Origin of the sequence: Bradyrhizobium macuxiense (genome assembly GCF_001542415.1) — a bacterium.
Classification (GTDB): domain Bacteria; phylum Pseudomonadota; class Alphaproteobacteria; order Rhizobiales; family Xanthobacteraceae; genus Bradyrhizobium; species Bradyrhizobium macuxiense.
Genome location: NZ_LNCU01000092.1, coordinates 43728 through 69537, shown reverse-complemented (window position 1 = coordinate 69537; position 25810 = coordinate 43728). Strand labels below are relative to the sequence as shown.

Sequence of the window (25810 nt, the reverse complement as noted above, 5' to 3'; positions counted from 1 at the left end):
CTCTACTGCGGCTATCAGCCACAATCCCCGGCCGGACCATAGGGGCGTCGAAACAGGGGTGCAACAGCGCGGGCCCTGTTCATTAAAGGATGGTTAACAAAAAATTCGCATAGCTAAGAAATGTACAGTAAGATCAAGGCTTTGCAGAAATATTATTCCTTCATGAGGCTGGCGACGGCCTCCGGCAGGTCGCGCATATGCCCGATCAGCCGGTCCGGCCTGAGCTCCGCCATGGGCACATCCGTGTAGCCGAAATCGACCCCGATGACGGGGACCTGGGCGCGCCGCGCCACCCCGACATCGGTCCCGGCGTCGCCCACCATGATCGCGCCGGGCAGCCGGCCGCCGGCGCGCGCGACCGTCTCGCGCAGGAACGCGGGGTCCGGTTTTGCAACGCCGAAGGTGTCCGGACCGCAGATCGCGGCAAAGCGCGGGCTCAGGCCGAGCCGGTCGAGCAGCAGTTTGGACAGCCACTCGATCTTGTTGGTGCAGACCGCGAAGCGATGGCCATGCGCTTCGAGCGTGTCGAGCGCGGCTTCGAGCCCGTCGAACGGCCGTGAGCCGTCGGCGATATGTTCGGCGTAATAACCAATGAAGTCCTTGGTCAGGCGGTCGAGCTCGTCGACGCTGACCGTACGTCCTTCCACCTCGAGCCCGCGTTCGATCAGCTTGCGCGCCCCGGCGCCGATCATGTTGCGCGCGGAGGCGAACGGCACCGGCGGCAGCCCCTCACGGTCGAGCACATAATTCAGTGCGCTGATCAGGTCAGGCGCGGTCTCGACCAGCGTGCCGTCGAGATCGAATACAATGATGGGGGGAGGAGATGAGGCGGGCATGATGCTTTCGCTATCGGGCAGCACGCCGCGATGCAAGAGTGGATGCTCGCAAATCGGAGATCGTGATGCGGGAACTCGCGGGAAAGACCGCCTTTGTCACCGGAGCGGCCAGCGGCATCGGATTGGCGCTGGCGACAGCCTTTGCACGCGAGGGCATGAAGGTGATGCTCGCCGACATCGAGGCGGCGGCGCTGGACACGGCCGTCGACGCGCTGCGTGCGACCGGAGCCGAGGTTCGCGGCGCGGTCTGCGACGTCGCCGATCCCGCCGGCATGGACCGCGCGGCGGACGCTGCGTTCCGCGCCTTCGGCAATGTCCATATCCTCTGCAACAATGCCGGCGTCGCGGCGGGCGGCGGCATCGATCAGATCTCGGTCGAGAGCTGGCGCTGGGTGATCGACGTCAACCTGATGGGCGTCGCGCACGGCATCAAGAGCTTCCTGCCGCACATGCGCCGCCACGGCGAGGGCGGTCACATCGTCAACACCGCCTCGATGGGCGGGTTGAATGGCGGGCTCGGCTTCAGTCCTTATTCGGCGAGCAAGCACGCCGTCGTTGCCATCTCGGAGGGGCTTGCCTGGCAGCTTGCGCCCGATCGCATCGGGGTCAGCGTGCTCTGCCCGAGCTATGTCCGCACCCGGATCGGTGAGAGTGGGCGCAATCGCCCCGAGCGGTACGGGTCGAGCCCCGCGCTGGATCCTGCGGGCCCGTCGGCCGCCATGGTCGCCGAGATCGCGCGGCAGCTGGATGCCGGGCTCGACCCTGCGGCGGTGGCGGCGCGTGTCGTGGCCGCGATCCGCGAGGGCCAACTCTATATTTTCACCCATCCCGGCATGCGGGCCGAGGTCGAGGACCGTTTTGCGGCGATTTTGGCCGCAATCGACGCGTTTTCGGACCAATAGCCGGTCTCGGCAATAGGTCTGACGTCCCTTGATGGTGCTATTCCTGTCCGCAAAACGACGCTAGATATGCGCGCGCCGGACGGGGCGGATGGGGCGCCCCTGGCCCGGCAGAGGACACAGGGGCTCGATCGGCAGTGGATATGGACGCACTGAAACGCCAGGCGGCGGCGCGCGCGCTCGAAGAGGTGCGCGATGGCATGAAGCTCGGGCTTGGCACGGGCTCCACGGCGAAGCATTTCGTCGAACTGCTCGGCGAGAAGGTGCAATCGGGCATGAAGGTCGTGGGCGTGCCGACCTCGGAGGCGACCCGCGCGGATGCGATCCGTTGCGGCGTTCCGCTGACCACCCTCGACGAGGTCGACCATCTCGACCTCACGATCGACGGCGCCGACGAGATCGACCCCGCGCTCAACCTGATCAAGGGCGGCGGCGGCGCGCTGTTGCGCGAGAAGATCGTTGCCGCGGCTAGTGATCGCATGATCGTGATCGCGGACGAGAGCAAATGGGTCGACGTGCTCGGCCGTTTCCCGCTGCCGGTCGAAGTCATTCCGTTCGGGCTTGCCGCCACCAGGGCTGCGATTGCACGGGCTTTCGCGCAGGCCGGCGTGTCCGGCGAAATGGTCATCCGCAAAGGCAAGGACGGTCACGCTTTTGTCACCGATGGCGGCCACTGGATCGTCGACGCCCATCTTGGCCGGATCGGCGACCCGCCGCGCCTGGCCGGATTGCTCAGCGTCATTCCGGGCGTGGTCGAACACGGTCTGTTCATCGGGCTTGGCACTAGCGCCGTTCTGGCCGGCGCCAATGGAATTCGGGTTGTTGAACGGCGATGACGCCGCAAGCATGGAGACTTGGAATGAAGCGTTTCTCGGGACTTTTGTCGGCTGCGATCCTTGCGGCCGGATTGGCGTTGGCAGCGCCGGCCATGGCGCAGCAGCAGCAGCCCGCGCCGCCGAGCGTCAAGCAGTCGTCTCCCGCGGCGATCGGATATGCCAAGGAAATCCTGGCGATGAAGAACGTCGCGTCCATGTACGCCGGCGCCGTTCCGGGCATCGTGGAGAAGACCAAGACCGGCCTGCTGCAGCAGTATCTCAACTACCAGAAGGACCTCGACGAGGTCGCGGTGATCGTCGCCAAGGCCAATGCCGGCCGTGAGAAGGAGATCGGCGAGGGCATGGCGCAGATCTACGCCAGCGAGTTCTCCGAGCAGGAGCTGAAGGACCTCGTGGTGTTTTACAAGTCGCCGCTCGGTCAGAAGTTGTTGAACTCCGAGCCCAAGGCAATCAACGAGTCGCTGAACTATATGCAGCAATGGGCGCAGCAGTTCGGCGTAATCGTCGCCGGCCAGTTCAAGGCCGAGATGAAGAAGCGCGGCAAGGACATCTGATTCGGTGTCTGTTTTACCTCGCCCCGCTTGCGGGGAGAGGTCGGATCGCATCAAAGATGCGATCCGGGTGAGGGGGTACGGATCACAACGCTCGGCCCGCTCGCGGATAGAGCCCCTCACCCCGACCCTCTAAGAGCGAGCTTCGCTCGTCTCGGCCCCGCAAGAGCGGGGCGAGGGAGAAGAAACAGAGGTTGTTACCATGGCTGAGTTTGACGTCGACCTGTTTGTCATCGGTGGTGGTTCGGGCGGAGTTCGTGCCGCCCGCATCGCCGCCGGCTATGGCGCCAGGGTGATGGTCGCCGAAGAGTACCGAATGGGCGGCACCTGCGTAATCCGCGGGTGCGTCCCGAAGAAGCTCTTCGTGATCGGCAGCCATGTCCACGACGAGATCGAGGACGCGGCCGGATTCGGCTGGAGCATCGGACAGGTCTCCTTCGACTGGGCGACGCTGATCGCCAACAAGGACAAGGAGATCGCCCGCCTCGAGCGCGCCTACACCACCAATGTCGAGAAGTCCGGCGCCAGGATCGTGAAGACCCGCGCGGTGCTGGAAGACGCCCACACCATCAGGCTCGCCACCGGCGAGAAGCTCACGGCGAAGGTCATCCTGATCGCAACCGGCGGCGCGCCCAATCACGGGCCGGCCATTCCCGGCATCGAGCACGTGATCTCCTCCAACGAGGCGTTCCACCTCAAGGAGCTGCCGAAGCGCATCGTGATCCAGGGCGGCGGCTACATCGCGCTGGAATTCGCCGGCATCTTCGCCGGCTTCGGCTCCGACGTGTCAGTGATCTATCGCGGCGACAACATCCTGCGCGGCTTCGATGAGGACGTCCGCAAGCATCTGCGCGCGGAGATGGAGAAGCGCGGCATCACCATCATCACCGGCTCCACGGTGGCGAAGGTCGACAAGCACGGCAAGGATTTCACCACGCATCTGTCCAGCGGCTCGAGCATCGCCTCGGACCAGGTGATGTTCGCGATCGGCCGGCATCCGAACGTCGCCAATCTCGGCCTCGAGACCGCCGGCGTCGTGATCAATCCGGCCAATGGCGGCATCCAGGTCGACGGCTGGTCGAAGACCTCGGTCGACAACATCTATGCGATCGGCGACGTCACCCATCGCACCAATCTGACGCCGGTCGCGATCCGCGAAGGCCATGCCTTCGCCGATAGCGTGTTCGGCAAGCGCCCCGTACAGGTCGATCACGCCACGATTCCGACCGCGGTGTTCTCGCAGCCCGAGATCGGTACCGTCGGGCTGACGGAGGAGGAGGCGCGGGCGCAGTTCAGCCACGTCGACATCTACAAGGCCGATTTCCGCCCGATCAAGGCGACAATGTCGGGCCGCGACACCCGCGTGCTGATGAAGCTCGTCGTCGACGGCACCAGCGACCGCATGCTCGGCTGCCACATCGTCGGCGACGCCGCCGCCGAAATCACCCAGGCCGTCGCGATCGCCGTAAAGATGAAGGCGACCAAAGCCGATTTCGACGCCACCATCGCGCTGCATCCGACCGCCGCCGAAGAGCTGGTGACGATGCGCACGCCGAGCGCTCGCCACGTGAGGCAGGCGGCCGAGTAGCGGGGCGCCTGCCTTCCCAAGAGAGCGGCGAGCCTTCCGCGCCGTTCCTGTTCTGACCGACCTCATCATGCTTTAGCCAGCGATGAGACGAGGTTGGATCACAGCCGCAAAGGGCGCTCCGATTGCGGCGACGCCGGGCCCGGGCGATCAGCCGCGTTCGCCATTTCAAGCGGATGACCGAGGCTTGTTGCGGCGCCGTATCGTCCCCGCAATGCAACGTGCTCGGGAGTGATCCCCGAGCGGCCGAAGTCGAAGGACAGGAGCAGCGTTGACGTTCCGCCTCCGGAACTATCCGCCGTGGCCGCGCGTATATAGTCAAAGCTTCGCTTTCTGAAATTCTTGCTTCGCGGCACGCTCGCCAAAGAACACTTGTCTTGCGATTGCGTGGGGACAATCATCCGGATACCGCGACCCGAAGTTCTAGTTCTGATTGCTAGGCCCTACCGGCCACAATCGAAGGAGATGCCGTCATGACGGATCTGGGTTTGATGACGCGAAAGTCGGTCACCGACATCATCGCCGAAGCAGGCGAGCACACGCTTCGCAAGACGCTTGGGGCCTTGAGCATTACGGCACTCGGCATCGGCTGCATCATCGGCGCAGGCATCTTCGTTCTCACCGGCACCGCGGCGGCGCACTTTGCAGGCCCGGCCATCATGCTCTCCTTCGTCGTCGGCGGCATCGCCTGTGCCTTCGTGGGCCTCTGCTACGCCGAGCTCGCCGCGCTTCTGCCGGTCTCCGGCAGCACCTACACCTATACCTATGCAACCCTGGGCGAGATCTTTGCCTGGATCATCGGTTGGGACCTCATCCTCGAATACGCGATGGGCGCCTCCACCGTCGCCGTCGGCTGGTCCGGTTATATCGTCTCGCTCTTGCACAATTTCGGCATCAACATCCCACCGCAATATGCCGCGGCGCCTTGGACGGAGTTCAAGCTGCCGGATGGCTCGACCGTGGCAGGCATCGTCAACCTGCCCGCGGCGTTCATCGTCCTTCTGCTCACCGCGATGCTGATCGGCGGAACAAAGGAATCGGCCCGGCTCAACAACATCATGGTCTGCATCAAGCTCGCCGTCGTACTCGCCTTCATCGCGTTCGGCATCGGCTATGTTAAACCTGCGAACTGGCATCCCTTTATCCCGGACAACACCGGCACGTTCGGTCAATTCGGCTGGACCGGCGTCATGCGCGGTGCCTCCGTCGTGTTCTTCGCCTTCATCGGCTTCGACGCCGTATCGACAGCAGCCCAGGAAGCCAAGAACCCCCAAACGGACATGCCGATCGGCATTCTCGGCTCGCTCGTGATCTGCACAGTCCTGTATGTTGCGGTTGCCGGTGTACTCACCGGTCTCGTGCCCTACACTGAACTCGGCGTGGCCGATCCGATCGCCAAGGGCGTCGACGTCATCGGGCTGACCTGGTTCTCGGTGCTTATCAAGATCGGAGCGCTCACCGGCCTTACCACGGTAATCTTGGTCCTGCTTTATGGCCAAAGCCGCATCTTCTTCCAGATCGCCAAGGATGGCCTGCTGCCCAGGATGTTCTCCGATGTGCATCCCTCGCTCGGTACCCCAAGCAAGAGCCAGCTTCTGATCGGGATCGTGGTGGCCGTCGTCGCGGCGCTGACCCCCATCGATGTCCTCGGGGAAATGGTTAGCATCGGCACGCTGTTCGCCTTTGTGCTGGTCTGCGGCGCGGTGATTTATCTGCGCAAGAGCGATGCACAGGTCGCCCGTCCGTTCCGCACACCGGGCGTGCCCCTGGTCCCGGTCCTCGGTATGGCCTTCTCGATCCTGCTGATGGTGTTCCTGCCGTGGGAGACGTGGCTGCGTCTCATTGTGTGGCTGGTGATCGGCCTTGCCCTCTATTTCGCGTATGGTCGCCACCACTCGGTCCTGCTCAACGGTGCTGCCGCGCGCTAGACCCGGAGCGGGCCTCTTAACAAGCGCAGGCGCGCCGCGGATGCTGCGACAAAGCGATGCATCGAACGAGTGGCTGGTTCCCCGGCCTCCCTGCTAATGTTTGAACCGTTATTTGCAGAGCGTTTGCATTGATGTCGTCATTTGCAGGGGGCGAGTATGGAGGGGAAGAAGCGCCAGTTGCTTTGGCATGGAATGGCGCTGTTTTTTCTTGGCCTGATGACCGGTCTCGTCGAGCAGAAGTTCACCAATGTGAGGATGGGACTTGCGGCGCACCTTGAGGGCGTCATGAACGGTACGTTCCTGCTCGCGCTCGGTGCCATCTGGAATGAAGTGAGCCTGACACCCCGCACCAAGGCGGCGGCTTACTGGGCGGTGCTTGCAGGGACCTACGGCAATTGGGCCGTGACAACGTTGGCTGCAATCCTGGGCACGGCGGCGCTGTCGCCAATCTCGGCAGCAGGGCGTGGTGCGCCGGCCTGGCAGGAAGCCCTGGTGACAGGCGGCTTCGTTGCCATCGGTTCGGCGATTATCACGGCGTCTGTGCTCGTGCTCTGGGGACTGCGAAGCCCGGCCGCCCCCAAGCCGCTCCCGCGGTAACTCGCGGGTTGCGACCCGGGCGCCGGAAGCGGACGCTTCCGGTTTTCAGAGCCGGCTCGGCTAACGCCGGCGTTGCTCTTTCTTCGGGAACAGGCGATCGCGAATGTAGCGCGAGGTTGCGGTCAGGCGGATCCCGCGCGGCTTCTGCCACGCGGCGCGGTCGATTTCCTTCTTGTCGCCGATCGCCAGCGTTCCCTTGGCTCGCTTGGCGATGAAGATCGCGTCGCTCATCTTGCGGCCGGAGTGCCGGTTCTTGGACGTCACTTCCTTCCAGAGGTTGAGCCTGCCGAGCTTGAGCTTCGGCAGCTCTTCCTTGATCTCGCGTCGGAGACAGTCCTTGCCGGACTCCCGGACGCGCCGCCGACCGCCGGGGAACATCCACAGACCGTCCGATCGACGTCTCACCAAAAGAACCTTGCCGCGCTTGGCGGCCACCAGCTTGGACGATTTAGGCATTGCAAACGTATATCTGAATAGAATCGGTACGATGTTAACTTGTCTATTTACGTAGACAAGTTCAACCGCAACTTCTCTATATAGTTATTCACCGCGACCCACTGTTCTCCGCACCGACGGGCCAAGCCGGCGGCGATGCATTTTGGGACAGCGGTATTTGGCGCGCCCTTGAAGCGTAAAGTTCTGCGGGATGCTTGCGCGGTACGGTTGTGCTACGCTCACCTGTCTGCTGGCGACATTGTGGTCCAGGAACCCAGCGCCGGCCTGGAAGTTTGATTGACATACCAAGAACCGCGCGGCGGCCCCGGGTGTTCCCGACGCAAAAGCGCGGCAGGATAGGCTGCGGCACATACGGCAGCGTTTCCATTTTCTCAAACGAATTGGATGAGGGAGCCGCCCATGACAGGTCCTACCGAGCAGGAGATCCGAAGCCGCGCTTACGAGCTCTGGAAGGCTGCCGGCGAACCGCACGGCCAAATGGATGTCCTCTGGTATCAGGCGGAAAAGGAGTTGCTCGCGCGTAAGGCCGCCAACGGCGAGACTGCTCGTGGCGAGGAGCGGCCCGAGATGAACGGCCATCGCATGCCCACTTCGATTCAATAGCCGCAAGGGGAGACGCGTCTCCCGCAATGGAACGGGGCACCAAGACAGGCCATGCCGCAACCGCCGTCCGGGAGGAGTGAGGTCACTGGGAGGGGCTATCTCATGCAGACGCCGTGGATCGAAGCATCCTTGACGCAACGGCTTCCGGGACCGCAATCGGTATCGAACGAGCAGGTGTTGCCATAGGTCCCATTGACGTCGAGCGGGGACGAGATCGGCTGCCGATCGTTGGCGTTGCCGGGAGACAGGCCCCCGGCGCAGACCCCGTAGACGTCTCCGGACTCCTTCAGGCACTGACTGCCCGGCCGACAATCCGTATCGAACGAGCACGCCATCGCCGGTGTGGTCGCGAGCAGAAGCACGAGAACAACATACTTCATCGAAATGACCGTAGCTTGCAGGGGATGATCTGATCGGTTTACCTGAACGCTCCGGCCCGTGTGGTATCGTTGTCGGCTCCCGGCTTTCAATTGGCAAGATTCTCATGTCGCGAGAACGCGAATGCATGATTCATCGGCGGTTCAACACACACTCAATGTCGTCCCTGCGAAAGCAGGGACCCATAACCACAAATGGTTATTGTTGAGCATTGCTGGAACGGCGAGTCCCTCTCACAACATCCGCCGCGGAGTATGGGTCCCTGCTTTCGCAGGGACGACGGTGGAGCTTGTGGCTCAGCCCTCCGCCTCGATCCACTCCGCCGCACCGCGCCACAGCGCATCGCGGTGCTCGCTGCGGAAGAAGCCGAGATGGCCGATCTTCTTCACGCCGGCATCGACGGGGCTGATCGAGATGATCTCCGGTGTCACGGCGGTGAAGGCCGAGCACAACAATTCGACCGCGGGCCGCGTCGCCCAGCTGTCGTCGGTCACGCTGATCGCGCGCAGCGCGCCCTTGAAGTTCGGAAAGTTCTCGCGTGCGGTGAGGGTGGCATCGTCGAGCAGGTAGCGCGGGGACATCACCCAGCGCGTCCATTGCTCGAACACGCCCTTGGGCAGGTCCATGCCGAGGCCGGCCCAGCCCGGCGCGTAGCCGAGCACGCGCGTCAGCGGCAGGCCGACGCCGTTCATGAAGGCGACGACGCGGTAGTTCTCCGGCGAGGCCATCAGCTTCCAATAGGCGGCCTGCGAGGCGATCAGCAGCGCGCGCGGGATCTCGGTGTTGTTGGCGAGCAGACCGAGCGCCTGGCCGCCGAAGGAGTGGCCGACATAGCCGAACGGCAGCGTGCGGTAGCGCTCGCGCATCCACCTCACGGCGGCGGTGACGTCGAGCGCGGCCCAGTCGGCCATCGTGGCGTTGAAGCCGGCCAGCGATTTCGGGCGGTTGGTGCCGGTCGGCGCCTTCTGCCTGCTGTCGCCGGTGCCGCGGTAATCGTAGGTCAGCACTGCGGCGCCGCGGCGGGCGAGGTAGCCGGCAAAGCCGCGATAAAATTGGCGGGGGACGGCGGTCGCCGAGTTGATCAGGATGGCGTGGCGCTTGACGCCGCGGGGCAGGAACAGGGTCGCGGCAAGCGGGTAGCCGTCGAGGGCGGGCACGACGATGTCGTCGCTGAAAACATCGTCCGGCGCGGCCCCGGCCACGGCATTTACCCGAGCATTCATGGTATGGTCTAACAAATGCGAATTCGGCTTTTCCTGCAAGAGATTGACGGAATTGCAGGAATCCTTCTAGCGGGAGAGGGAGGGCCTGTGTATAACCCGGGCCTTTCCTCAACCGTGGATTAAGTTGCGGTTTTTGCTCAGGAGTTGACGTCATGTCCGAGCGGTGGACACCCGATAGCTGGCGCGCCAAGAAGGTCGTGCAGGTGCCCGATTATCCCGATGCCAAGGCATTGGCCGATGTCGAGGCGCAGCTTGCGACCTTTCCGCCGCTGGTGTTCGCCGGCGAAGCGCGCAACCTGAAGAAGGCGCTGGGGCGGGTCGCCGCAGGCGAGGCCTTCCTGCTGCAGGGCGGCGACTGCGCCGAGAGCTTTGCCGAGCACGGCGCCAACAACATCCGCGATTTCTTCCGTGTGCTGCTGCAGATGGCGGTCGTGCTCACCTACGCCGGCGCGTTGCCGGTGGTGAAGGTCGGCCGTATCGCCGGCCAGTTCGCCAAGCCGCGCTCGTCGCCGATCGAAAAGCAGAACGGCGTCGAGCTGCCGAGCTATCGCGGCGACATCGTCAACGACATCGCCTTCACTGCGGAAGCGCGTATCCCCGATCCGCAGCGCCAGTTGATGGCGTATCGCCAGTCGGCGGCGACGCTCAACCTGCTGCGCGCGTTCGCCACCGGCGGCTTTGCCAATCTCGGCAGCGTGCATCAGTGGATGCTCGGCTTCCTTAAGGATTCGCCGCAGTCCCGCCGCTACAAGGAGCTGGCCGACCGCATCTCCGACGCGCTGAACTTTATGCGCGCCTGCGGCCTCGACCTCGAGAGCCATCCCGAGCTGCGCGCGACCGATTTCTACACCAGCCACGAGGCGCTGCTGCTCGGCTACGAGCAGGCGATGACGCGGGTCGATTCCACGACCGGCGACTGGTATGCGACCTCGGGCCACATGATCTGGATCGGCGACCGCACAAGGCAGCTTGATCACGCCCATGTCGAATATTTCCGCGGCATCAAGAACCCGATCGGCCTGAAATGCGGTCCGTCGCTTAAGCCGGACGAGTTGCTGAAGCTGATCGATGTGCTGAACCCCGACAACGAGCCGGGACGGCTGACGCTGATCAACCGCTTCGGTTCGGACAAGGTCGGCGATCATCTGCCCGGCCTGATCCGCGCGGTGCAGCGGGAAGGGCGGGTCGTCGTCTGGTCGTGCGATCCGATGCACGGCAACACCATCACCTCGACCTCTGGCTACAAGACGCGGCCGTTCGATCGCGTGCTGTCGGAGGTGAAGTCGTTCTTCGCGATCCATGGCGCCGAAGGCACGCATGCCGGCGGCGTGCATCTGGAGATGACCGGGCAGGACGTCACCGAGTGCATCGGCGGCGCCCGCGCCATCACCGACGAGGACCTCAACGACCGTTACCACACGGTCTGCGACCCCCGCCTCAACGCCGAACAGTCCATCGACATGGCCTTCCTGATCGCCGAGCTGCTCAAGCAGGAGCGCGCAGGCAAGGTCAAACCGATGCCGGCCGCTGCAGGGTTGTGATCTGGGGGCTGTGACTTGCTGAGGTTCTGGCGGGCCACCATCAACTCGCGCAACGGGCTGGCATTTGCCATTCGCTCGGAGCAGGCGATTCGCGAGGAGGTGGTGGCGCTGGTGCTGTCGCTGCCGCTCGCCTGGCTGGTCGGCGCCACGGTGATGCGCCGGGTCGAGCTGGTCGCGACCGTGGTGCTGGTGCTGGTGATCGAGCTGCTCAACACCGCGATCGAGAAGCTCGCCGACCGCTTGACCACCGACCACGATCCGCAGATCGGGCGGGTCAAGGACATGGGCTCGGCCGCCGTCGGGGTGGCCCTGGTGATGGCTGGCCTGTTCTGGCTGTTCGCCCTCGCCGAACGCATGGGCGTGTTCTGATTCCCACCGATTGAAGTTTGCTCTCGCGCAGGACAACTTAAGAATATGAGCGAACAACAGATCAAGATCACCCTGGCGCAACTCAATCCGACGGTCGGCGACGTCACCGCCAACACCGCGATGGCGCGCGCCGCGCGCGAACGGGCGAAGGCCGACGGGGCCGATCTGGTAGTGCTCTCGGAACTCTTCATCGCCGGCTATCCGCCGGAGGATCTGGTCCTGAAACCGGCGTTCCAGGCGGCCTGCCGCGGCGCCATCGAGGAACTGGCGCGCGACACCGCCGATGGCGGCCCGGCCATGCTGATCGGCACGCCCTGGGTCGAGGACGACAAGCTCTATAACGCCTGCGCGCTGCTCGATGAGGGCCGGATCACTGCGCTGCGCTTCAAGGCCAACTTGCCGAACTACGGCGTATTCGACGAGAAGCGGTTGTTCGCGCGCGGCCCGGCGTCGGGCCCGGTGACTGTGCGCGGCGTGCGGATCGGCGTGCCGATCTGCGAGGACATCTGGCTCGAGGAATCAGAGGAATACGAGAACGTCGTCGAGTGCCTGGCCGAGACCGGCGCCGAAATCCTCATCGTGCCGAACGGTTCGCCCTATGCGCGCGACAAGACCGACCTCAGGCTCTCGATCGTGGTCGCGCGCGTCACCGAGAGCGGGCTGCCGCTGGTCTATCTCAACGAGATCGGCGGCCAGGACGAGCTGATCTTCGACGGCGCCTCGTTCGCGCTGAACGCGGACCTCTCGGTCGCCGCGCAGCTTCCGGCGTTCGAGGAGAACATCACCACATTGTCCTGGCACAAGACGCCGGACGGCTGGCGTTGCAACGGCCCAATCGCCGAGCTCGTCGAAGGCGATAAGGCCGACTACGCGGCCTGTGTGCTCGGGCTGCGCGACTATGTCCGCAAGAACGGTTTTCCGGGCGTGCTGCTCGGCATCTCCGGCGGCATCGACTCCGCGCTGTGCGCGGCGATCGCGGTGGATGCGCTCGGCGCCGACAAGGTGCGCGGCGTCATGCTGCCGTTTCGCTACACCGCGCAGGTGTCGCTCGACGATGCGGCGAAGCTCGCGGCCGCGATCGGCATCCGCTACGAGGTGCTGCCGATCGCCGACGCCGTCAACGGCTTCGAGAAAATTCTCGCGCCGGTGTTCGAAGGGCTGGAGCGCGACATCACAGAGGAGAATCTGCAGGCACGCGCCCGCGGCACGCTGCTGATGGCGATCTCCAACAAGACCGGCGCCATGGTGGTGACGACAGGCAACAAGTCGGAGATGTCGGTCGGCTACGCCACGCTGTATGGCGACATGAACGGCGGCTTCAACCCGATCAAGGACATCTACAAGACGGAAGTGTTCCGTCTGTCGAGCTTGCGCAATTCCTGGAAGCCGGACGGCGCGCTCGGGCCGTCGGGCGAGGTGATCCCCGTCAACATCATCACGCGTCCGCCGACCGCGGAGTTGCGCGAGAACCAGACCGACCAGGATTCGCTGCCGCCCTACGAGGTGCTGGATGCGATCCTCGAGCGTCTCGTCGAGCGCGAGGAGCCGCTGGCAACCATCATCGCCGCCGGTTTTGAGCGCGATGTGGTGACGCGCATTGATCGCCTGCTTAACATCGCCGAGTATAAGCGCCGGCAGGCCGCACCGGGCGTCAAGGTCACGCGCAAGAACTTTGGCCGCGACCGCCGCTATCCCATCACCAACCGCTTCCGCGATCCGGGCAAGGCCTTGCCCGAGCCCGACGACAAGCTTGTCACGCGGACGAGCCGCGCATCGGCGGAAGCGTTCGAGGGCTGAGGCTGACTGGCGCTTGCGATCAAACTTCTGGCCCGCCCGCTTGCGGGGGAGTGCTCGCCGAGCCGGGAAGCCACGCGAAGATTAGAGCGTTTTCGAGCGAAGTGGATACCGGTTCGCGTGAAGAAAACGCGTCAAAACAAAGATCTAGTGCTTCGGCGCAGTACTCGGCGCGATGAAGGTTGGTCCGACCGTGCGGATCTGCCTGTCGCCGGACGGTGCGGCCGGAGCCGTCGCGTCAGCCGCGGCCGGTTGCTGCTGCTGCGCCGCTGCCGGCGCGCCCTTCTTGCCGGATTTCGTCGCCTGCTGCTGGGCCCGCTGCTGCATCTTCCGCGCGCTCTCTTCGGTGACGACGATGTCGCCCTGCTCGGCGCTGGCTCTGTCGTCGACGCCCTTCAGTGCATCCGCCCAGCTCTGGCCTGCCGCCCGGCACGAGCAGGACGGGTTGAATTCGCTGCGATACTTGAAGGCGTTCGGCAGCGAGCTGTAGGGCTGGCCGCTGATCGACACCGCCTGGTTGATGTCTTCGCCGGGATTGCGGTAGGCGAACAGGCTCGCGTCCGCGGCGGGGCACTGCGCCTTGCAGACTCGCTCGTCATCGGCGAAGCGCGCCTGCACGGTCGCGAACGAGATCGGGAAATAGGCGCCGTCGCAGGTGCGGACGCACACGGTGCGGTAGGTGCCGGACTGCGCGCCGTATTCGGGGGCGGGCGGGGGCAACTGGTTGACGTCAGGGCCACCGCCGCCGCCTCCACCGCCGAACAGGTTGCTCAGGAAGTTGCCCGGGCCGCGCGCGGCTGCGGCGGCATATTGCGGGCCGCAATTGTTCTGCGCGAGCGCGGTCAGCACCGAGCGGCGCTGGTTCTCGCGGTCGGCGCCGCCGAGCCCGCCGGTGCGGAGCTGCTCCAGGTTGGCAGTGATCTGGTCGAGATTGGCGCGCATCTGCTGGATCTGGTTGTTGACCGGACCGCACTGCGCCGAGTTGTTATTGAACAGCGAGAAAAAGCCGGAGCTGTCGCAGCCCATGCGCCGGGCCTGCGCCGTGACGCGATCGAGCTCGCCCTGCTGCCGGGTTGCGGCCTCCTGATAGCGCCGGATTTGCTCGTCCTTCGCCGGGTCGCCGGAGCCGCCGCCGCGATCGATCGTCGCCAGTTGTCCTTCGAGCCGGGCGCACATCGGGTTGGCCTGAGGCTGTTGCGGCGGCGGTCCGGGCGGGCCCGGATTCATCTGTGCGAACGCTTCAGAGGCGGGCAGGGCAATACCGGCAAGCAGCGCGCAGGTCAAAAGCCATCGGGGGAAACGAAGATCGGAGGTCTTGGGCATATCCGGCCATTAGAACGATGCCGCGCGGCGAGCAAACGCCGAAGCGCGGCCAAGGCGGCCTGCAATAGCCTTTTCTCGGGGCAGCGTCACGTCGTTTCCGGGGCGCCGATGTGGCAAAAGCCCGGCCCGACCAGTCGCTTGGCGCGGGCTCAGCGCTGGCACGTGATGGCGACGTATTCGCCGCAGCCATTTCCGCTGCATTTGTCGCCGGCCGCCCCCGAAATCGCAGCGGTGATCTCGTCGGGATCGACGCGGCGGTAATTGGTGGCCTGTGCAAAATCGCGTGACTGGCAATAGGCGCGGGCGGCGTAGGCACCACATCTGTCGCCGCGGGCCAGGCATTGGTCGACGCCGTAGCCGTCCGCCTGGTTGGCAATGATGAAGACCCGGCTGTCGGCCAGCGCGGCCGAAGCGGTGAGGAGGGGCGTGCAGGCAACGAATGCTGAAATGAGCCGCATGGTGCGTCGGTGAATCGGGTGAAATCCGCAAGACCACCGGATACGCCCAAATTCTTAATAATGATTAACCATGAGGGGCTTGGTGCGACTTTCGCGGGCTTGAGTGCCGCAAACGATCCCAAAACATCCCCTTGACGGCACAAAGGGGCCATGAGACATGGTGGAACCATGAACAGCCTCCTCGCCATCTGCAGCATTTGCCGCGAGATTATTAGCTAGCGATTCGCTGGCTGAGGCCGTCTTTTCTCAATCACCCTGAGATCATTGGACCGCCCGGCCGCAAGGGACCGGTATCCATGGAATTGCGCCTCTACGATACGTTGACCCGGGAAAAGCGGCCCTTCGTGCCGCTCGATGTCGATAACGTCCGCATGTATGCCTGCGGACCGACGGTCTACGACTTCGCCCACATCGGCAACGGCCGCGCCGCCATCGTCTTCGACGTGCTGTTCCGCGTGCTGCGCCATCGCTATGGCGCCGGCCACGTCAAATATGTCCGCAACATCACCGACGTCGATGACAAGATCAACGTCCGCGCCGCGCGGGATTATCCCGGCGTGCCCCTGAACGAGGCGATCCGCAAGGTCACCGAGCAGACCTATCAGCAGTACCAGGACGACGTCACCGCGCTGGGCTGCTTGGCGCCGACGGTGCAGCCGCGTGCGACCGAGCACATCCCGGAGATGCGTGCGATCATCGAAAAGCTGATTGCCGGCGGCTTCGCCTATGTCGCGGAGGACCACGTGCTGTTCTCGCCGCAGGCGATGAACGCGGCCAATTCGGTGCTGCCGCGCTACGGCTCGCTGTCGAAGCGCTCGCTCGACGAGATGATCGCGGGCGCCCGCGTCGACGTCGCGCCCTACAAGCGCGACAACACCGACTTCGTGCTGTGGAAGCCGTCGAAGCCGGGCGAACCGTCATGGCCGTCACCCGCCGGCATCGCGGTCGAAGGGCGGCCCGGCTGGCACATCGAGTGCTCGGCAATGGCCTGGAAGCATCTCGGCGAGAAGTTCGACATCCATGGCGGCGGCATCGACCTCGTGTTCCCGCACCATGAGAACGAGCTCGCGCAAACCTGCTGCGCTTTCCACTCCGACCGCATGGCCAATGTCTGGATGCACAACGGATTCCTGCAGATCGAGAGCGAGAAGATGTCGAAGTCGCTCGGCAACTTCTTCACGATCCGCGATCTGCTGGCCGATTGGCCGGGCGAGGTGCTGCGCCTGAGCATGTTGCGGACGCATTATCGTTCGCCGCTCGACTGGACGCTGAAGAGTGCGGAAGAGGCCGCGAGGACGCTGGACGACTGGTATGCGGTCGCGGCCGATGCCGAACCTGGCGCGCCGTCGCCGCCGATGATCGAAGCGCTGTACGACGACATCAACACCGCGCAGGCGATGGCCGTTCTGCACGGCCTGCGGAACGCTGCGTCGACCAGCGAACAGAGCCGCAAGGAGCTGGCCGGTTCGCTACGGCTGCTCGGCTTCCTGTCGGAGAGCGCAGCCGCGTGGAAGGGGCGCAAGCAAGCGGCGAGCGGTGTCGACGCCAATGCGGTCGATGCGTTGATTACTGAGCGCACCGCGGCTCGCGCGCGCAAGGACTTCAAGGAGTCGGATCGCATCCGCGATCAGCTTGCCGCCATGGGTGTGGTGATCAAGGACGGCAAGGATGCCGACGGCAAGCCAATGACGACCTGGGAGGTTGCGCGATGAGCCGTTCCGCCCCCCCACTGCGTCCGTTCCTGCCGGAAGATGCGCCGATACTCGCGGCGATCTTCGCGGCTTCGATCACGGATCTGACCGGCGACGATTACAGCGAGGCGCAGCAGGAAGCCTGGGCGATGGCCGCCGAGGATGAGGCGGCCTTCGGCAAGAAGCTCGGCGGCCAGCTCACGTTGATCGCAACGCTGCAGGGCGCGCCGGTCGGCTTCGCCTCGCTGAAGGGCGCCGATCATATCGACATGCTCTACGTGCATCCGAGCGCGGTCGGGCAGGGTGTCGGGGCTGCGCTGTGCGACGCGCTAGAGAAGATCGCGAGCGCGCGCGGCACCAAGATCCTGAAGGTCGATGCCAGTGACACCGCGCTCGATTTCTTCCGCAAGCGCGGCTACGTCGCGCAACAACGCAATTCAGTGACCATCAACGGCGAATGGCTCGCCAACACCACGATGCAGAAGACGCTCGACGGTGTTGCGACCCCGGGAGGCCACGCATGAGCCGCGAACGCCTCTATCTGTTCGACACCACGCTGCGCGACGGTGCGCAGACCAACGGCGTCGACTTCACGCTGCAGGACAAGCAGGTGATCGCCAAGATGCTGGACGAGCTCGGTATCGACTATGTCGAGGGCGGATATCCCGGCGCCAACCCGACCGACAGCGAATTCTTCAGCAAGAAGCCTGCCTTCGACCACGCGCGGTTCACGGCGTTCGGCATGACGCGACGACCCGGTCGCTCGGCCTCGAACGATCCGGGCCTTGCCGGCATCCTGGACGCCAAGGCAGATGCGATCTGCTTCGTCGCAAAATCCTCCGCCTACCAAGTCCGCGTCGCGCTCGAGACCACCAATGAAGAGAACCTCGCCTCGATCCGCGACAGTGTCGCGGCCGCCAAGGCAATCGGCCGCGAGGTGATGGTCGATTGTGAGCACTTCTTCGACGGCTACAAGGAGAACCGCGACTTCGCGCTGGCTTGCGCCAGGGCCGCCTACGAGTCCGGCGCGCGCTGGGTTGTCTTGTGCGACACCAATGGCGGCACCATGCCGCACGAGGTCGAGACCATCGTCGGCGATGTCATCAAGCACGTGCCGGGCGCCAATCTCGGCATCCACGCCCATAACGACACCGAGCAGGCGGTGGCCAATTCGCTCGCCGCGGTGCGCGCCGGCGCGCGGCAGATCCAGGGCACGCTCAACGGCCTCGGCGAGCGCTGCGGCAACGCCAATCTGTGCTCGCTGATCCCGACCTTGCGGCTGAAGCAAGAATTCGCGGACAAGTTTGAGATCGGCGTGACGCCTGAGAAGATGGCGACGCTGATGAAGGTGTCGCGCACGCTCGACGACATGCTGAACCGCTCGCCCAACCGCCATGCGCCCTATGTCGGCGAGAGCGCCTTCGTCACCAAGAGCGGCATCCATGCCTCAGCGGTGCTGAAGGATCCGCAAACCTATGAGCACGTGCTGCCGGAATCGGTCGGCAACCACCGCAAGGTGCTGGTGTCCGACCAGGCCGGCCGCTCCAATGTCATGGCCGAGCTCGATCGTGCCGGCATCGCCTACGACAAGAGCGATCCACGGCTGACGCGCCTTGTCGAGGAACTGAAGGAGCGCGAGGCGGCGGGCTTCGCCTATGAATCCGCCAACGCCTCGTTCGAGCTGCTGGCGCGGCGTACGCTCGGCAAGGTGCCGGAGTATTTTGAGGTCGAGCAGTTCGACGTCAATGTCGAGCAGCGCTACAACGCCAACGGCCAGCGCGTCACGGTGGCGCTCGCCGTAGTGAAGGTCGATGTCGACGGCGAGCGGCTCATCTCGGCCGCCGAAGGCAACGGCCCGGTGAATGCGCTCGACGTCGCGCTGCGCAAGGATCTCGGCAAGTACCAGAAATACATCGATGGCCTGAAGCTGATCGACTATCGCGTGCGTATCCTCAATGGCGGCTCGGAGGCGGTCACGCGCGTGTTGATCGAGAGCGAGGATGAGACCGGCGACAACTGGACCACGGTCGGCGTGTCGCCGAACATCATCGATGCCTCGTTCCAGGCGCTGATGGATTCGTTGGTCTACAAGCTGGTGAAATCGGGCGCGCCGACGTGAGTAACGCCGTCATTGCGAGCGAAGCGAAGCAATCCATCTCTCCGCGTACGCTGCGGCATGGATTGCTTCATCGCTTCGCTCCTCGCAATGACCGGGGAGAGAGGGACTTCCATGATCGATCACATCTCCGTCGGTGTCTCCGATCTCGAACGCTCCGCACGGTTCTATGAGCCGACACTGGCCGCGCTCGGCCTGACACGGCTCGTCACCCGGCCCGCGACGATCGGCTACGGCAAGGCCTATCCGGAATTCTGGATCAATCTGCGCGCATCGATGGCAGCGGTACCGCACGAGAGCGGCACGCACATCTGCCTGCGCGCGAAGACCACCGCTGAAGTCGATGCATTCCATACCGCCGCGCTTGCCTCGGGCGGTCGCTCCGACGGAGCTCCGGGCCTTCGCCCGCATGATCGGGTCCGCTACTATGCAGCCTTCGTGCTCGATCCCGACGGCAACCGCATCGAGGCGGTGACATTTCCGAGCGAGTGATGTTCGTTTGGGCTGGCGCGCACCTTGATCCGTCGTCCTGAGGTGCTCGCGAAGCGAGCCTCGAAGGGCGAACGGCCACCAGCTGGGCCGTCGTGCTTCGAGACGGCTGCTGCGCAGCCTCCCCAGCATGACGGAGTAAGGAGTTGGGCGAACCATAACGGTCGCGAAGGGCTCTCGCTTAGAGTTTCCGCGCCACTTCCGGCGCGAGCTCCTTCGCAGCCTCCGGCGTTCGCGCGACCGCCGAGCGTAGCCGCGGCAGGATCTCGTCGACGCGGTCGGCCATCAGCACGTTGATCGGAAGCGTCGGGCGGATGAACTCGGTCGTGCGCATGTGGTTCAGCAGCGAGAGCAGCGGCTCCCAGAAATTGTCGATGTTGGCGAGCAGGATCGGCTTGTGGTGACGACCGAGCTGCTGCCAGGTCAATTGCTCGACCAGCTCTTCCAGCGTGCCGATGCCGCCGGGCAGCGCGATGAACGCATCCGAGCGCTCGAACATCAGCCGCTTGCGTTCATGCATGTCGGGCGTGACGATCATCTCCTGAACCGAGGTCAGCGCATTCTCGCGCGCCCGCAAAAATTCCGGAATGATGCCGGTGACGGAGCCACCATGCTGGAGCGTGGATTTGGCAACCGCGCCCATCAGGCCGATCGACCCGCCGCCATAGACCAAGCGCACGTTGTTCTCGGCAAAGCTCTTGCCGAGCGCGACGGCAGCGTCAACGAAGCGGGGATTGTTACCGGGGCCGGAGCCGCAATAGACACAGACGGTTTTGATTTGGTTCATACGATCCTTTGTGGCACTGCAGCGTAAAAAGGGTCAAGAGTGGGATATGGGGATTGAGAGCCAAAAAATCCCGTAAATTCCCGCGAATCGCGAAAGATTTTCGTCACAAGTCTGTACGACGCATTCAAACGGTCTATATGACGGCCAGAATGTCAAACCGTGGAAAAGATGTGACGGCGAGCCGGCGTGCCGCCCCGGCCCGGGCGGTCGCCTGATGTCGCCCCCGCACCCGCATATGCCCGCCGTCGAGGCGCCGTCGGCCGCGAACCAGGCGGCCGAGAAGGCGACGCTGGTTGGCACTCTCGTTCATCTCTGGCCTTACATCTGGCCCGGCGATCGCTCCGATCTGAAGATGCGGGTGGTCTGGTCGGTGGTGCTGCTGCTGTTCGCGAAGCTCGCGACGCTGTCGGTACCCTTCACCTTCAAATGGGCGGTGGACGCGCTGAACGGCGCCGGCTCGGCACCGGTCGCATCTTCGAACTGGATGCTGTGGCTGATTGCGTCGCCGCTTCTGATGACGATCAGCTACGGCGCGGTGCGCATCATCATGGCGGTGCTGACGCAGTGGCGCGACGGCATCTTCGCGCGCGTCGCCATGCATGCGGTGCGGCGGCTTGCCTACATCACGTTCGTGCACATGCACGAGCTGTCGCTGCGCTTCCATCTCGAACGCAAGACCGGCGGCCTGACCCGCATCCTCGAGCGCGGCCGCACCGGCATCGAGACCATCGTGCGGATGGTGATCCTGCAGTTGATCCCGACCATCGTCGAGGTCACCCTGCTGGCGGCAGTGCTGCTGTGGCAGTTCGACTGGCGCTACGTGCTCGCCGTGCTGCTCACCGTCGTCGTGTTCATGTATTACACCTACATCGCGACCGAGTGGCGGATCGAGATCCGCCGCAAGATGAACGATTCCGACACCGAGGCGAACACCAAGGCGATCGACTCGCTGCTCAACTACGAGACAGTGAAATATTTCGGCGCCGAGGAGCGCGAGGCGAAGCGCTATGACCGCTCGATGGAGCGCTACGAGCAGGCCAGCGTGAAGACCTATACCTCGCTCGCGGTCCTCAACACTGGGCAGGCGATCATATTCACCGTGGGTCTCACCGCGACGATGCTGATGTGCGCGTTCGGCATCCGCAAGGGCACCCACACCGTCGGCGATTTCGTGCTGATCAACTCGATGATGATCCAGCTCTACCAGCCGCTGAATTTCATGGGCATGGTCTATCGCGAGATCAAGCAGGCAATCATCGATATCGAGAAGATGTTCGAGGTGTTGGCGCGTGATCCCGAGGTGACGGACGTTTCGGGCGCCAGGCCGCTTGCGGTGTCCGCAGGCAGCGTGCGTTTCGAGGATGTCCGCTTTGCTTACGAACCTGACCGGCCGATCCTGAAGGGCCTCAGCTTCGAGGTGCCCGCCGGCAAGACGGTCGCCATCGTCGGCCCCTCCGGTGCCGGCAAGTCGACGATCTCGCGGCTCCTGTTCCGCCTCTATGACGTGTCCGGCGGCCGGATCCTGATCGATGGCCAGGATATCAAGTCCGTGACGCAGTCCTCGCTGCGCTCCGCGATCGGCATGGTGCCGCAGGACACCGTGCTGTTTAACGACACCATCCGCTACAACATCCGTTACGGCCGCTGGGACGCCAGCGATGCGGACGTGGAAGAGGCGGCGCGGCTGGCGCAGATCGACGGTTTCATCCGGATGTCACCGAAGGGTTATGAGACCCAGGTCGGTGAGCGCGGCCTGAAATTGTCAGGCGGCGAAAAGCAGCGCGTCGCGATCGCGCGCACGGTGCTGAAGGCGCCGCCGATCCTGGTGCTTGACGAAGCGACCTCCGCGCTCGACAGCCACACCGAGGCCGAGATCCAGGACGCGCTGGAGCGCGTCTCGCGCAATCGTACCTCGCTCGTGATCGCGCACCGGCTTTCGACCATTGTCGGCGCCGACGAGATCATCGTGCTGGATCAGGGCCGGATTGCCGAGCGCGGCACCCACGCGCGGCTTCTGGCCGCGGGCGGGTTGTATGCCAGCATGTGGAACCGGCAGCGCGAGGCCGAGGAGGCCCGCGAGAGGCTCGCGCAGATCGATGACGACGCCGAGGCGCCCAATCGCCAGCCGCCGTCCGTTGTCGAGCCGGCACAGGAATCCGCGGCCGTGGCGGTCGAGAAACCCTTGCCGAGCGCCGCGGAATAGAGGAAGTAGGGCGCCGATCTCCCGCCGAAGGGGCGGGGAACCTCAGCGAGCTCTGATGTCCATCGCGAATTCCATCCGTGCGCAGATCCCGCCGATCCACCCGGAGGGCTATCCCTTCATCGGCGGCTTCGCCTTGGCGAGCCTGATCCTGTTCTGGATCTGGACCCCACTGGGGTGGATCGGGACGCTGCTCACGGTCTGGTGTGCGCTGTTCTTCCGCGATCCCGTGCGCGTGACACCAGTGCGCGACGGCATCGTGGTGTCGCCGGCCGATGGCCGCGTGTCCATGGTGGTGCAGGCGCTGCCGCCGGCCGAACTCGGTCTGGGCGACAAGCCGCTGCCGCGGGTCTCGATCTTCATGAGCGTGTTCAACTGTCACGTGAACCGCAGCCCGGTGGCCGGCCGCGTCGATCGTATTGCCTATCGTCCCGGCGCCTTCATCAATGCCGAGCTCGACAAGGCGAGCGAGGACAATGAGCGCAACTCGCTCGTGATCTCGACCCCGAACGGCCGGGTCGGCGTGATCCAGATCGCAGGGCTGGTGGCGCGGCGCATCGTCTGTTTCGTCAAGGAGGGACAGTCGATCGGTGCCGGCGAGCGCTTCGGCCTGATCCGCTTTGGCTCTCGGCTCGACGTCTATCTCCCCGAAGGCACCAAGGCGCTGGTCTCGGAAGGGCAGACCGCGATCGCCGGCGAGACGATTCTGGCGGATTTCCACGGCGGTGACCCCGGACGGACGTTCCGCGCCGATTAACTGTGTTTTTTGAGGCAGATCGGCCGGGTTCCGCTGCATTGGCGGAGCCGCGGCGCGCTTGCTATATTAACAAGCCATGATGCCAACAGACCACGACGCTTCCGAGCTTCGCCGCCGCCGGTTCCGCCCGATCCCGGTGCGCATGCTCGTGCCCAACATGATCACGCTGCTGGCGATCTGCGCCGGCCTGACCGCGATCCGGCTTTCGACGGAAGGGCGGATGGAGCTTGCGGTCGCCGCGATCGTGTTCGCCGCGATCCTCGACGGCATCGACGGCCGCGTCGCGCGCATGATCAAGGGCCAGTCGAAATTCGGTGCCGAGCTCGACAGCCTCGCTGACTTCGTCAATTTCGGCGTCGCGCCCGGCCTGATCCTGTATTTCTGGCAGCTCCATGAACTGAACAATGGCGGCTGGATTGCCGCGATGGTGTTCGCGATCTCCGGCGGCCTGCGGCTGGCGCGCTTCAACGCCTCGATCGACGATCCGAACAAGCCGGCCTTCGCCGCCAATTACTTCACCGGTGTGCCGGCGCCGGCCGGCGCGATCACGGTGCTGCTGCCGATCTATCTCGCCTTCCTCGGCGTGCCGATGCCGCCCGCGACGTTGACGGCGTTCTATACGCTGCTGATCGCGTTCCTGATGGTGTCGCGGCTGCCGGTGTTCTCCGGCAAGACGGTCAAGATGCGCGTGCCGCCGGAGATGGTGCTGCCGGTGTTCGTCGCCGTGGTGTTCTTCGTTGCGCTGCTGATCGGCTATCCCTGGCACATCCTGTCGGCAGGCTCGGTGCTCTATCTGATCAGCCTGCCGTGGGGCTGGAAGTCGTATCGCGACCAGGATCGCGCTCTCGCCGCGCGGACGCAAGCGGCGAGCGCGCCCGCGCCGACGTCAGCGTCGCCTTACACCCCGCCGACCGCGAGCCCGGATCAGGACAATCGTCCGGCAAGATTGAATTGAGGCACACCTTCGCTCTCTGTCAGGGCCGGACTTGACCCGGACATCTACGTCTTTCGAGCGGCAAGTGAAGACGCGGATGCCGGGGTCAAGCCCGGGCATGACGAGTGAGCAAAGACAACCACTCTTCGCGTCTCCCAAATATCAGCCATGAGCGTCCCACGGTTGGGTTCGCGCGCGATCTCGGCTATAGGCTGAGACCGGCCCGCGAATGCCAAAAATCAGGAGAGAAACGCCGTGACGACATCTGCTTCCGCACCGCTGCCTTCGTCCGTCCTCGAAGCGTTGGCGCGCTATGACACGCCGACGATCTGCAATGCGATGGAGCTCGTGGCGCCGGAGCGCCGGCTGATCGGTTTCACGGTGAAGCCGCTGGTCTGCCCGTTTCCGACCCTGCCGCCGATCGTCGGCTACGCCCGCACCGCGACGATCCGCTCGGTGCTGAAATCCGGCCTTCCGGCCGAGGAGCAGTCGAGGCGCCGCATCGAATACTACGAATATGTCGGCACCGGCGCCGGTCCGCGCATCGCTGTCATCCAGGACATCGATGGACCCGATGTCGGCTACGGCGCGTTCTGGGGCGAGGTGCAGAGCAACGTGCACAAGGCGCTCGGCTGTCTCGGCGTCATCACCGACGGCTCGATCCGCGACACCCCGCAATGGGCGCCGGGCTTCCAGGCGCTGGCGGGCTCGATCGGCCCGTCGCATGCCTGGGTGCATGCGGAGAGCTTTGGCGGTGAAGTCCGCGTCGCCGGCATGACGGTGCGCTCCGACGATCTGATCCACGCCGACAGCCATGGCGCGATCGTGATCCCCTATGAGGTCGCGGCAAGGCTGCCCGAGGCGGCCGAGCTCTGCGGTCGCCGCGAGGCTCCGATCCTGGAGATCGCGCGCTCCAAGGATTTCACGCTCGAGAAGCTGAAGGACGCGCTGAAGCGCTCGTCGGAGATCCACTGACGCGCCAGCGCGCGGCCGGCGCGTCTTATCGCGCCATGGACTTCGGGGCGTGGCCAGACGTCTGCGCCCCGATGCGCTGGATGACGTCGAACAGATGTTCGCACGCCGTCTGAAGGCCGTGCTCGGGGGCTGTCGCGATGCCGAGCAACAGGCCGGGTCGCATCCGCTCCGGTGCGATGAACCAGGGGGAGATCGGCGCGGGTGCGAGCCCGTAGACAAGCGCCTGTTTCGCGACCTCGATATCGTTCGTCGTCTCGGGAAGCGGCAACATGACCGCCAGACCGGCGCCCGGCGCGTCGCTGGTCCAGGCGCGCAAGCAAGTCGTGAGCGCATCCCGCTTGTCGCGATAGAAGCGCTTCGTGCGCCGCAAATGACGCATGTAGTGCCCTTCGCGCATGAACTCAGCAACGGTCAGCTGTATCGACGGCCCCGGGGCGGGAGCAAGGCACGTCGCCACGTCGGCAAATCGAGCGGCCAGCGGCTC

Annotated in this window: 25 protein-coding genes and 1 pseudogene; 18 read left to right on the top strand and 8 right to left on the bottom strand. The window is 64.6% G+C overall.

What is annotated here, in order from left to right; translation table 11 throughout:
• Positions 1-152: 152 nt before the first annotated feature.
• A complete protein-coding gene (locus AS156_RS27880) occupies positions 153-836 on the bottom strand; it encodes an HAD hydrolase-like protein (protein WP_066511525.1) in 684 nt (227 codons plus the stop codon).
• A 38-nt stretch (positions 837-874) separates the two neighbouring features.
• Here AS156_RS27880 and AS156_RS27875 point away from each other — a divergent pair, with 38 nt between their 5' ends.
• The 6 genes from AS156_RS27875 (at position 875) to AS156_RS27850 (ending at position 7232) form a co-directional block, all read left to right on the top strand.
• Positions 875-1738 carry an SDR family NAD(P)-dependent oxidoreductase gene (locus AS156_RS27875; protein WP_245313095.1) on the top strand — a complete coding sequence of 288 codons (864 nt, stop codon included), beginning with the start codon at positions 875-877 and terminating at the stop codon, positions 1736-1738.
• A gap of 134 nt (positions 1739-1872) precedes the next feature.
• A complete protein-coding gene (gene rpiA, locus AS156_RS27870; RefSeq protein ID WP_136626464.1) occupies positions 1873-2571 on the top strand; it encodes a ribose-5-phosphate isomerase RpiA in 699 nt (232 codons plus the stop codon).
• A gap of 23 nt (positions 2572-2594) precedes the next feature.
• On the top strand, positions 2595-3125 hold the full coding sequence (locus AS156_RS27865) for a DUF2059 domain-containing protein (protein WP_066511342.1): 531 nt from the start codon (positions 2595-2597) through the stop codon (positions 3123-3125).
• A gap of 199 nt (positions 3126-3324) precedes the next feature.
• Positions 3325-4710, top strand: a complete 1386-nt coding sequence (gor, locus tag AS156_RS27860) for a glutathione-disulfide reductase (protein ID WP_066511340.1) — start codon at positions 3325-3327, stop codon at positions 4708-4710.
• Between the two features lie 470 nt (positions 4711-5180).
• Complete coding sequence (locus AS156_RS27855) at positions 5181-6635, top strand: amino acid permease (protein WP_066511339.1); 1455 nt, start codon at positions 5181-5183, stop codon at positions 6633-6635.
• 156 nt (positions 6636-6791) lie between these two features.
• Positions 6792-7232 carry a styrene oxide isomerase gene (locus AS156_RS27850; RefSeq protein ID WP_066511337.1) on the top strand — a complete coding sequence of 147 codons (441 nt, stop codon included), beginning with the start codon at positions 6792-6794 and terminating at the stop codon, positions 7230-7232.
• Positions 7233-7292: 60 nt separating this feature from the next.
• Here the strand turns inward: AS156_RS27850 and AS156_RS27845 are convergent, their stop codons facing one another.
• Positions 7293-7688, bottom strand: coding sequence for an NUDIX hydrolase (locus tag AS156_RS27845; protein WP_066511336.1), 396 nt, complete (start codon positions 7686-7688; stop codon positions 7293-7295).
• 399 nt (positions 7689-8087) lie between these two features.
• Here AS156_RS27845 and AS156_RS27840 point away from each other — a divergent pair, with 399 nt between their 5' ends.
• Positions 8088-8291 (top strand): DUF2934 domain-containing protein, encoded by a 204-nt coding sequence (locus AS156_RS27840; RefSeq protein ID WP_066511521.1) that lies wholly within the window; start codon positions 8088-8090, stop codon positions 8289-8291.
• 95 nt (positions 8292-8386) lie between these two features.
• Here AS156_RS27840 and AS156_RS27835 read toward each other — a convergent pair whose 3' ends face one another.
• Both AS156_RS27835 and AS156_RS27830 read right to left on the bottom strand, forming a co-directional pair.
• Entirely contained in the window at positions 8387-8671 is a 285-nt protein-coding gene (locus AS156_RS27835) for a hypothetical protein (protein WP_066511334.1), read from the bottom strand.
• Between the two features lie 294 nt (positions 8672-8965).
• Entirely contained in the window at positions 8966-9892 is a 927-nt protein-coding gene (locus AS156_RS27830; RefSeq protein WP_066511332.1) for an alpha/beta hydrolase family protein, read from the bottom strand.
• 152 nt (positions 9893-10044) lie between these two features.
• Here AS156_RS27830 and AS156_RS27825 point away from each other — a divergent pair, with 152 nt between their 5' ends.
• Genes AS156_RS27825 through AS156_RS27815 form a run of 3 tightly spaced genes read left to right on the top strand, consistent with a single transcriptional unit; the run spans position 10045 to position 13599 of the window.
• Positions 10045-11433, top strand: coding sequence for a class II 3-deoxy-7-phosphoheptulonate synthase (locus tag AS156_RS27825; RefSeq protein ID WP_066511329.1), 1389 nt, complete (start codon positions 10045-10047; stop codon positions 11431-11433).
• Positions 11434-11448: 15 nt separating this feature from the next.
• Positions 11449-11802 carry a diacylglycerol kinase gene (locus AS156_RS27820; RefSeq protein WP_066511327.1) on the top strand — a complete coding sequence of 118 codons (354 nt, stop codon included), beginning with the start codon at positions 11449-11451 and terminating at the stop codon, positions 11800-11802.
• A gap of 45 nt (positions 11803-11847) precedes the next feature.
• Positions 11848-13599: an NAD+ synthase gene (locus AS156_RS27815; RefSeq protein ID WP_066511326.1), complete on the top strand. Its 1752-nt coding sequence runs from the start codon at positions 11848-11850 to the stop codon at positions 13597-13599.
• A gap of 144 nt (positions 13600-13743) precedes the next feature.
• Here the strand turns inward: AS156_RS27815 and AS156_RS27810 are convergent, their stop codons facing one another.
• Positions 13744-14919, bottom strand: coding sequence for a DUF2865 domain-containing protein (locus AS156_RS27810; protein ID WP_066511324.1), 1176 nt, complete (start codon positions 14917-14919; stop codon positions 13744-13746).
• Between the two features lie 149 nt (positions 14920-15068).
• Positions 15069-15377, bottom strand: coding sequence for a hypothetical protein (locus AS156_RS27805; protein WP_066511321.1), 309 nt, complete (start codon positions 15375-15377; stop codon positions 15069-15071).
• A 296-nt stretch (positions 15378-15673) separates the two neighbouring features.
• Here AS156_RS27805 and cysS point away from each other — a divergent pair, with 296 nt between their 5' ends.
• The 4 genes from cysS to AS156_RS27785 all read left to right on the top strand — a co-directional run bounded on the left by cysS (position 15674) and on the right by AS156_RS27785 (position 19676).
• Entirely contained in the window at positions 15674-17089 is a 1416-nt protein-coding gene (gene cysS, locus AS156_RS27800) for a cysteine--tRNA ligase (protein WP_066511319.1), read from the top strand.
• Positions 17086-17592 (top strand): GNAT family N-acetyltransferase, encoded by a 507-nt coding sequence (locus AS156_RS27795; protein WP_066511317.1) that lies wholly within the window; start codon positions 17086-17088, stop codon positions 17590-17592. Before cysS ends, AS156_RS27795 begins: the two co-directional genes overlap by 4 nt.
• Entirely contained in the window at positions 17589-19187 is a 1599-nt protein-coding gene (gene cimA / locus AS156_RS27790) for a citramalate synthase (protein ID WP_066511311.1), read from the top strand. The genes AS156_RS27795 and cimA overlap by 4 nt, the downstream gene beginning before the upstream one ends.
• Before the next feature lie 111 nt (positions 19188-19298).
• Positions 19299-19676 (top strand): VOC family protein, encoded by a 378-nt coding sequence (locus AS156_RS27785; RefSeq protein ID WP_066511308.1) that lies wholly within the window; start codon positions 19299-19301, stop codon positions 19674-19676.
• Positions 19677-19854: 178 nt separating this feature from the next.
• Here the strand turns inward: AS156_RS27785 and AS156_RS27780 are convergent, their stop codons facing one another.
• Positions 19855-20460, bottom strand: coding sequence for an LOG family protein (locus AS156_RS27780; protein ID WP_066511305.1), 606 nt, complete (start codon positions 20458-20460; stop codon positions 19855-19857).
• A 235-nt stretch (positions 20461-20695) separates the two neighbouring features.
• On the opposite strand from AS156_RS27780, the gene AS156_RS27775 reads away from it, so the two are divergent.
• The 4 genes from AS156_RS27775 to AS156_RS27760 all read left to right on the top strand — a co-directional run bounded on the left by AS156_RS27775 (position 20696) and on the right by AS156_RS27760 (position 25326).
• Positions 20696-22663: an ABCB family ABC transporter ATP-binding protein/permease gene (locus AS156_RS27775; protein ID WP_136626471.1), complete on the top strand. Its 1968-nt coding sequence runs from the start codon at positions 20696-20698 to the stop codon at positions 22661-22663.
• Positions 22557-23417, top strand: a complete 861-nt coding sequence (locus AS156_RS27770) for a phosphatidylserine decarboxylase (protein ID WP_283807946.1) — start codon at positions 22557-22559, stop codon at positions 23415-23417. The genes AS156_RS27775 and AS156_RS27770 overlap by 107 nt, the downstream gene beginning before the upstream one ends.
• A 79-nt stretch (positions 23418-23496) precedes the next feature.
• Positions 23497-24372 carry a CDP-diacylglycerol--serine O-phosphatidyltransferase gene (pssA, locus tag AS156_RS27765; protein WP_066511519.1) on the top strand — a complete coding sequence of 292 codons (876 nt, stop codon included), beginning with the start codon at positions 23497-23499 and terminating at the stop codon, positions 24370-24372.
• Positions 24373-24606: 234 nt separating this feature from the next.
• The gene (locus tag AS156_RS27760; RefSeq protein WP_066511299.1) at positions 24607-25326 is read left to right on the top strand and encodes an RraA family protein; all 720 of its coding nucleotides are present in this window, start codon (positions 24607-24609) and stop codon (positions 25324-25326) included.
• A gap of 25 nt (positions 25327-25351) precedes the next feature.
• Here the strand turns inward: AS156_RS27760 and AS156_RS27755 are convergent.
• Positions 25352-25810 (bottom strand): annotated as a pseudogene (locus AS156_RS27755) (PLP-dependent aminotransferase family protein); the annotation flags it as partial.